The 8,975-nt window shown below is 43.4% G+C and carries 7 protein-coding genes and 1 pseudogene; 5 read left to right on the plus strand and 3 right to left on the minus strand.

All coding sequences use genetic code 11. The annotated features are described in order from the left end of the window. Positions 1 to 340, plus strand: a pseudogene (locus F6K52_RS26795) (DUF4335 domain-containing protein); the annotation flags it as partial. Between the two features lie 107 nt (positions 341 to 447). Here F6K52_RS26795 and F6K52_RS26800 read toward each other — a convergent pair. Then, positions 448 to 1,206, minus strand: a complete 759-nt coding sequence (locus F6K52_RS26800; protein WP_293085501.1) for a class I SAM-dependent methyltransferase — start codon at positions 1,204 to 1,206, stop codon at positions 448 to 450. A gap of 545 nt (positions 1,207 to 1,751) precedes the next feature. Then, positions 1,752 to 2,744 (minus strand): ribose-phosphate pyrophosphokinase, encoded by a 993-nt coding sequence (locus F6K52_RS26805; protein ID WP_293085504.1) that lies wholly within the window; start codon positions 2,742 to 2,744, stop codon positions 1,752 to 1,754. A 721-nt stretch (positions 2,745 to 3,465) separates the two neighbouring features. On the opposite strand from F6K52_RS26805, the gene F6K52_RS26810 reads away from it, so the two are divergent. The 3 genes from F6K52_RS26810 to F6K52_RS26820 are packed head-to-tail and all read left to right on the plus strand — an operon-like array spanning position 3,466 to position 7,498. Further along, a complete protein-coding gene (locus F6K52_RS26810) occupies positions 3,466 to 5,364 on the plus strand; it encodes a serine/threonine-protein kinase (protein WP_293085506.1) in 1,899 nt (632 codons plus the stop codon). A gap of 13 nt (positions 5,365 to 5,377) precedes the next feature. Then, positions 5,378 to 6,049: a dethiobiotin synthase gene (gene bioD / locus F6K52_RS26815; RefSeq protein WP_293085510.1), complete on the plus strand. Its 672-nt coding sequence runs from the start codon at positions 5,378 to 5,380 to the stop codon at positions 6,047 to 6,049. 45 nt (positions 6,050 to 6,094) lie between these two features. Further along, entirely contained in the window at positions 6,095 to 7,498 is a 1,404-nt protein-coding gene (locus F6K52_RS26820; RefSeq protein WP_293085512.1) for an MlaD family protein, read from the plus strand. A 7-nt stretch (positions 7,499 to 7,505) separates the two neighbouring features. On the opposite strand, the gene F6K52_RS26825 is transcribed toward F6K52_RS26820, so the two are convergent. Further along, positions 7,506 to 7,814, minus strand: coding sequence for a DUF3288 family protein (locus tag F6K52_RS26825; RefSeq protein ID WP_293085515.1), 309 nt, complete (start codon positions 7,812 to 7,814; stop codon positions 7,506 to 7,508). 438 nt (positions 7,815 to 8,252) lie between these two features. Between F6K52_RS26825 and F6K52_RS26830 the strand changes: the two genes are divergently transcribed. Further along, positions 8,253 to 8,975 (plus strand): filamentous hemagglutinin N-terminal domain-containing protein (locus F6K52_RS26830; protein WP_293085518.1); only part of this gene is annotated, 723 nt, incomplete at its 3' end.

Consider the following 8,975-nt stretch of genomic DNA (forward strand, 5'->3'; position numbering starts at 1 on the left):
CTTTCAAATCGTTAATGACAGCGCTGTCATTAACGATTTGAAAGGCAAGGTGTCTGAGAAAATTGGTGACAGTTGGAATAAAACCTCCAGCTATCCTCAAGATTTAACTTATCGGGTAGGTGTGACTGAAGAGGGTATCATTGCTGATTATGAAGCAATTGATAAAGAGTCTTGGGATTACTCCCAAGAAACTCCTCTAGAACGCCTAATGAAGCCAGCAGCAGCTGGAATTGGTGGCGAAGGGACTGGGTTAGTACCCCAGAAGCCCCTTGGTCATTTTCGAGTAGTGTTTAAAACTAATGGTGAGTTAGACGTTAGTCCCTACAGGAGCAAGGAATAATTTCCTGTGGCTAATTTAACCAAATGCCTCGCAAACCCCACCTATATTAGCTGGGGTTAGTGAGACGCGGATTTCAAGATTTTGTAAACCCGCCCTCACCTGAATTATTACCCTTTTTTCAATTCGTTTTTCCGAAAAATGCAGAATTTTTTCGTCCGCTCTTGCCCAACCAAGGAAAACCCTGCGGTTGCGAACAAGCTAAGATACTCTCTTTCATCGAAAAATAGTAATTGCACTTGTTGTTGAGAAAGTATCTTGCCATTTTCTGAAAATTTATAAGTCTTCTGTAATGATTGTTCTCCAAAGTTCGTTGTTTGCGTATACACGATCCCATCTTTGATTGGCATTTCATAATTGGTATGCTCCCCTTGAATAGAGATACACAAAATACCATCCTTATCTAAAATATCATACAGTTTTTTCAGCAATCTCATCTGGGCATCTTTGTTAGAGCAATAACTATACAGCCGATATTGTTTTTCTTTTTCTCTGTACGATATACTGAGAACTCCCCCAGTGGAAATAACAGCCTCAAATGTCTCCCTGATTTCATAATCCTCAATATCTGTACATACTAGCCTAACCGAAGTATCCTTGAGTCTTACTTCTGCTTGTGCAACCATTGCGGGAGAAAAATCAATACCTGTTATATGATAATTCTCCAATAACAACATCTGCTCCGTTAATAAGCCGGTGCCCACACCCATATCCAGAATTTTTCTTCTTTCACCCAAAATTTCCTGCAATGATGTGGCATAATCCTTATAGTCATAATAGCCAGATGTCATGAAGTTGTCATAATACTTGGCGAGTTCTGTGTATTTATTGTCCACAGATACCAAATCAGAAGATTCTTGTTTTCCCATCAAAATCACGCCTCTTTTAATTTTTAGATAAGAAGATAATTTAGGTGGGTATAAATAAACGTTAAAACTCAGAATACAAAAATGAAGCTGGAAGCCTGTATTCAATGAGTTTTAACCATTTTTAATCTCAATCCCTAACACCTGAAAACCGTTTATAATAGCACCATTCGTGGGCAAACAGGTCAATGGTTTGACAGGGAGGTGGGGTGCTGAGGAGAGGTTTTTTTTGGTTAAAAATACCTAAGGTGCGCTTGATCCATTAAGAATTAAATTCGCCACGGGTCGCACTTTTTATTAATAAAAATTACCCCACGGTTCGCGTTCAAACTTAGCTTTTAAAAAGCGCGGGGTCGCACCGCTATCTCCCTATCTCCGGTTTCTCCCCACCTCCTATCCAAACGAATAATTGTTAGTGGCTAATTGAATCTTGGCTGAAACCGAGTTACGTTCTTGGTTGACCCTTAACCATTGGTTGTATCTAGTCAACACTCAACACTCAATACAACTATTTAAAATGAAAATCCCCCCTGGAGCAGGGGGGATTTTCAACGAAACATACTGCTGACAGAAGAGTCTTCATGAATACGCCAGATGGTTTCACCCAATAAGTTAGCCACTGAAAGCACTGTCAGCTGTGGAAACCGTTTGGCGTCCGGTAGTGGAATACTATTGGTAACAATTACTTCTTCAAACACTCCACTAGAGAGGCGCTCTACAGCTGGTGGCGAAAACACGGCATGGGTTGCACAAGCATAGACTTGACGAGCCCCTTCTTGACGCAGTACTTTGCCAGCTTCACAAATCGTGCCAGCAGTGTCAATCATATCATCCACTAACACTGCAGTTTTACCCTTGACATCCCCAATCACATTCATCACTTCAGCGATATTGTGAGCTTGCCTGCGCTTGTCAATAATGGCAAGGGGGGCATCATATAGCTTTTTGGCAAAGGCTCTGGCTCTAGCCACACCACCAACGTCCGGCGAAACTACTACTAGATCGCTTAGGTGCTTAGAAGCCAGATATTGTAGCAATACTGGTGAACCGTAGACATGGTCACAGGGGATATCGAAATAACCTTGAATTTGAGCGGAGTGCAAATCCATGGCCAAAATCCGATTAGCACCAGCTCCAGTAATCAGGTTAGCCACCAGCTTGGCTGTAATGGACTCACGTCCCGCCGTTTTACGGTCTGCTCGCGCATAACCATAGTAAGGAATTACAGCAGTAACTTGCCGCGCTGAGGCTCGACGGCAAGCATCGATCATAATGAGTAATTCCATCAGGTAATCATTCACCGGATAGCAAGTCGGTTGAATCAGGTAAACATCACACCCCCTGATCGATTCTTGAATTTGGACATAGAGCTCCCCATCAGCAAATCGTTTCCGTACCATCGGTCCCAAGTCGAGGCCTAAATAGCGTGCTACTTCTTGAGAAAGGGAAACATTTGCCGAACCAGAAAATAGTCTTAAACGATTGTTATCGGCAATCTGGGGCAGAATAGGTTGAAGCTCTAAAGTAACTGAACTGCTCACAGCAAACCCTCGAAGCTTATTTCAACGCGATCTTAACATTCTAAGAATATCCTTTTTATAATAATTTTTATAATTATTTATTTAAATTTAATTAATATTTTATTAATTTTTATAGCGTTGCCCTGACAGAGGTGTTGACTAAAGACACTATATATAGTGTATAGCCATCATAAAAACCTGAGAACTCAAGCAGGTTTTTTTAAGTTTCTTACTAAAATACGAAAACTAACTATTGTACTTAATTTGAACAACTGTATATCTACTCAAGTAAGGTAGTTATTTAAGATAGTTCCACACCCAAATAAGATAGCAATGAACATAAGCGTGATGTTCTAATAAACCAGAACAACATATATAGCGGTTATCCTATTCATTAGGTACAGAGGATTTTTTCCCTATTCCCTATTTATTTACTATTCCCTATTCCCTATTTATTTACTATTCCCTATTCCCTATTTATTTACTATTCCCTATTCCCTAAAGGACTTACGCGATAACGATACTTGTACGGTCTGGTTGCGGATTGTACACCATAAGGGTGTTTGGAGTCTAGTGTTGGGTAAACCCTGATATATATGTTGATCAACTTATCTGTGGCTCAACTCTGTGGCTCAACGGAACGGTTGGAATCAATCGGTGACGTTCCAAAGCAACATAATACAGTCTAAACTTCAAGAATACTCCTCCGGCCTTATTGTCCGTAATACGTGATCTACCACCGATGGAACCACCGATTGCCTCTGGCACTATTCTGCAAAATCGCTACCATCTGCTCCGTGTCCTTGACCAAGGAGAATTCAATCGGACTTACCTGGTAGAGGATCAAGGGCGCTTCAATGAACCTTGTGCCCTCAAAGAATTTATTCCCCCTCAGACAGAAACTAATAATCTCGATAAGTCAAGGCAACTGTTTCAACAAGAAGCAGGTATCCTGTATAAAATTGAACACCCGCAAATTCCTCAGTTCCGAGCGACTTTTGAAGAGGAAGGACGGCTGTTTCTGGTGCGAGACTACGTAGAGGGAAAAACCTATGGTGACCTCCTAGAACAACGCAAAGCCCTTCTTAATCAAAGTGAACCTCTATCTTCTAATCCGGATCGGGAAGTGCAATCACCGGTTCCATTGGCTAGCCCGACAAAATTGGGAGTTTTATCAGAAACGGAAGTCCGTCAGCTATTGCAGCAATCCTTGCCAGTTTTGGACTACATCCACAGCCAAGGGATTATCCACCGAGATATCACACCCGATAACATTATCATGCGGGAAACAGACAGTATACCCGTTTTGATTAATTTGGGTGTGGTACAGGAACTGGCAACTCGTCTTCAATTGCCAGATACTCCCACACCAACAACTAGTATTGGCAAAAGCGGTTACGCTCCCAGGGAACAAATTCAGACCGGTCAGGTGTATCCAAGTAGTGACCTCTATGCCCTAGCAGTGACTTCTATAGTGCTCCTGACTGGAAAAGAACCAGGAGAACTGATGGATAATACTAATCTGACTTGGAACTGGCGTCCCTCGGCTAGGGTTAGCGATGAGTTAGCTGAGATATTAAATCGGATGCTTAGTTATCAACCAAGCGATCGCTACCAATCAGCTAGGGAAGTATTGTATGCCTTTCAAGCTTCTGGGTTAACTCCCCAACTGCCAAAGCGCAAGCCAATACCTGGGACAACGGTGGTATCAGCTGAAGGTGGGACACCCAGGGAGGCCAGAGGTGGAGAACCGAGTGAACCGGTGATGTCTCAAGCCACGGGTAATTCTATCTGGAATAGTCCTTGGCCGCTGCTTGGGATAGCTACAGGACTAGCAGTGCTGGCAGGAATAGGCTCTTGGGTCTGGGTGAGCAATGTTAATCAGCAGGACACTGGAAAATCTCCAAGTCCTAAGGTGTCAGTGAGTCCTAGTCCTAGTCCTAGTCCGACTCCCACTGCGACTCCTAGCGCTAGTCCAACCCAGAGTAAGCCTCAAATTTACAGTCAGCGTCTAGAGCTTGCTGCTGGTAAAACCCTTTCAAAATCCAGGAATTTAAAGGCTAATCACACGATTAACTACATTATCCAGGGTAAACAAGACCAAACCCTCAAGGCATATCTCAGTGATGAAGGGGTTTTGATGACAGTGCTTGGCCCGGACGGAAAACTAGTGGACAATCGAGCTAAGCGGGTGCGACAATGGGAAGGGAAATTTCTTTTCACTGGCAACTACACGATTCAGCTAAGTCCAGTTAAGGGTCTGTCGAATAGCGATTATCAGCTAGGATTAAGCTTAACAGAAGCACCATTACCGAAACCTACACCTAAACCAACTGCTGAGTATAAGATAAAACGGGTCAATTTGTTGCAGGGAACTAAGGGTTTGCGGCTGGTCGGTAGCACTACCCCCCAGAAGATTCAGCGCTACTTGGTGAAGGCTAAACAGGGTCAGCAATTGAAGCTAGAGGTGATTGAAAGTGATGTGGCTTTAACGATCCGCTATCCCAATGGGAAGTTAGTGGAAAAGGCTTCAGGGGTGCAACGGTGGCAAGGTAAGCTGCCTATTGCTGGTGAGTATATAGTAGATGTAATTGCTAAACAGGAAAGAAACTTTGCTGTAGATATTAGCCTTACTGACTGAGAGTGACTCAATCTTGAACGTATTACTAATTACTGGCACCAATACAGAGATCGGCAAAACGGTTTTGACTTCTGTGATCGCTGCTTATTGGCAGACTTACCGTCCTCAAGAGAGTCTGGGGATATTCAAGCCGATTCAAACTGGCATTGGCGATCGCGAAATTTACCACCAACTATTTGACCTGGGTCAAACCCTGGAGGAGATCACACCCGTGGAGTTTAAAACCCCTGCAGCACCACCAGTTGCTGCAGATATAGAAGGACGAGAGGTTGACCTCGAAAAGGTCTGGCAAGGCTTCAATACTCTGCGCAGTCAGCGGGATATGGTCTTGGTGGAAGCTTTGGGAGGACTAGGTTCACCGGTGACTCATGAACTGATTGTGGCAGATTTGGCAAGGGATTGGCGATTGCCAACGGTATTGGTTGCGCCGGTAGAATTAGGTGCGATCGCACAATTGGTTGCTAATGTTGCCCTGGCACGCTCATCACGAGTTGACCTCAAAGGCATTGTCCTCAATTGTGTCCAACCTCGTACCTCCGAAGAAATTAATCAGTTGGCTCCGATTAGGTTAATCGAGAGTCTAACCAATGTTAAGGTTTTGGGGATTTTACCTCATCTATCTGACCCCATGGACTACTCGAAACTAGCTCAAGTGGGTTCAAATTTGGATGTCAGTGGTTGGTGAAGCATCATAGTAAATGTGAGGGGAAACGGTAAAAAAGGTTAAACTATGCGATCGCGGACAATTCGAGAAGGCTCCGTTGGCTTATTGATAGTAGCAGGACTTGCTGTTTTCGGTGGACTTGTGGTATGGGTTAGTGGGATTACCTTAGGTCGAAATAGCTATAAATTCATTGTCAATTTTCGCAACGCTGCTGGGATGCAAGTGGGGGCATCAGTTAGCTATCGCGGTGTCCAAGTTGGTAGAATCACTAGGATTGAACCCGGTACTAATGGGGTCAATGTCACCGTTGAAGTTGATGACCCTGGATTGTTAATCCCCCGCAATGTCCAGATTGAAGCTAATCAATCTGGTTTAATTGGTGCTACCAATGTGGATATCCTGCCTCTAGGACAATTACCTCCCACTGCTCAAACTCTTACACCCTTCGGAGCACAATGTAATTCTTCCCTAGTTATTTGTGAAGAAGATCAGATTGATGGTGACGTGGGTTCTACCTTTGCTGACCTGCTACGGAACGGAAATCGCATTGCTGAACTCTTCGGTGATCCAGCGTTTTTTGACAAAATCAATAGCCTTGCTTCCAATGCCTCCAATGCCGCTAGAGATGTTTCAGAACTTAGCAAAGAGATGACCCAGTTGTCTCGCATAGTGCGGCAAGAGGTAGCAGGCTTGTCCAAAGCAACGAATGCTGTGACCAGTGCGGCCAATCAAACATCTAGTCTAATCGGGTTGGCAACCAGTAGCATTTCTAGTACCTCCCAGGAATACAGCCAAACTGCAAGGGAACTCAATCAGTTGATTACCTCTGCCAATCAATTATTGGTCAGTAATCGGGGAAATTTGGTCACCACCTTGGATAGCATCTCTCAGGCCAGTAACGATCTGCGTGTATTGACCAGCAACTTAACCATTACCGCGAATCAGGTTAACTCAGCGGTTTATCAAACCGATGTATCACAGATGCTGCGGAACTTAGAAAACCTATCAGCTAATGCTGCCCAAGCATCTGCTAACTTACGTAATGTTTCCAATACTCTCAACAGTCCCACTAATTTACTGGTATTACAACAAACCCTAGACTCAGCACGAGTTACCTTTGAAAATGCCCAAAAGATTACCGCTGACCTAGATGACCTGACTGGGGATCCAGCGTTTCGCCGCAATGTCAAGGATTTAGTTAATGGACTAAGCGGCTTAGTGTCTTCTACCGAGCAGCTGCAACAGCAGGCTGTGATATCTCAACAACTGGAAGCTCTCAATACTTCTATAGAAACAGCCTCGTCTAATGATCTGCCTAAAACCGTTCCCATCCCTAAGTCTCCCCCTAAGATCGATCTACCTAAGATAGATCCAATAGCTCCCGCTGATCAGAAGCTTAAACCGACTCAAGAAAAACAGATGTTTAAGCTTTTACCCCCAGCCCCTCGCAAATCGGTTAAAAAAAATTAATCAAGGACTAGGTCCAGTCATCCTGGCTACCAGAACTGTTGTTTCGTCTATAGGCGAGACCGGCTTGGTGAATCTGAAGGCTTTTCTCAAAAAGCTGTTGTTCTGTTAGTTGCCATCGCTGGAGTAGTAAATCCAAGTCTCTTTGAATGGCTCTAGCACCGGGAAAGCTGTCATAGCGAATCCGCAGTCGGGCTAATTCTGCCAAGTTGTGTTCATTAGGTTGTTGTTGTAACAGACGGTTAACTATTTCGCGATCGCGTTTTTCCTGAGGATGTTGCTGGTCTTGATTTCCTTCCATTTCGGTCAAGGCTTCCATGCTTGCTTGAACATTAATAATTAGTTATAGCAAAGGGAATCGGGAATCGGGAATCGGGAATCGAGGTAAGAGTGTGGGGAGATAGGGGAGAGATAATACTGATATTTTGCACGATTATACAACTCTTTAAAAATAGTTAAACTATGCTTTAAACTAATAATAGATATTAATTTTTTATAATTAAATATACTTTGAATTTTGTTGATATTAAATCTTGCCCCAGTACAAAAAAAATTAATATCGTAAGTCATAAAAATCCATTTAATTAGTGAAATAATAAAATCTTATTACTGTTCCCTGTTCCCTGTTCCCTGTTCCCTGTTCCGGTGATCCGCTGTTCCCTTTGCTAAAAGTGCAAGCTCTCAGTGCTAGACAGGTGTTCCTCTAACCAACAGTGCCGGGAACTCTAAGACTGAGACTAATCGGCCAGACAATTCCATGGAAAGCGATCGCATCCCCCAATCCCACAAAGCTTATGGCTTATCTAGCAAGCACTACAGCACCAATATCCTCACAGAAAGGCTACCCAAAGATACCATTTCACTTATACAATTAGGCTTAGTGGTATTACTCGAAGTCAGTAGTCTATGGTTATTACTTGCCTCACCCACTAATGCCCAAATTACCCCAGATAATACCTTGGGGGATGAAAATTCTCAAGTGACTCCCAATCAGACTATCCGTGGTGCAGTAGCCGATTTAATCGAAGGGGGAGCGATTCGAGATAGTAACCTGTTCCATAGTTTTCTCGAATTTAATGTTGGTAATGGTCAACGAGTCTATTTTGCTAATCCCGATGGGATTACTAATATTTTGACTCGTGTTACTGGCAACAACTTGTCTCAAATTCTCGGCACCTTGGGAGTAAACGGTAGCGCTAATTTATTTTTGCTCAATCCTAATGGTATTAACTTTGGATCTAATGCGAGCTTAGATGTAGCAGGCTCCTTTGTCGCTAGCACTGCTGATAGTGCGGTATTTGACAATGGTTTCAACTTTAGCGCTAGTGATCCAAATGCCCCACCACTGTTAACCATCAATATTCCCACGGGTTTGCAATATGGTAGCAATCCTGGCTCAGTAAACGTTATTGGAGCTACTTTAGGCATAGAGACAGGGCAAACCATGGCCTTACTTGGGGGTGAAGTTAACCTCAATGGA

Source organism: Moorena sp. SIO3H5, from assembly GCF_010692395.1.
Lineage (GTDB): Bacteria > Cyanobacteriota > Cyanobacteriia > Cyanobacteriales > Coleofasciculaceae > Moorena.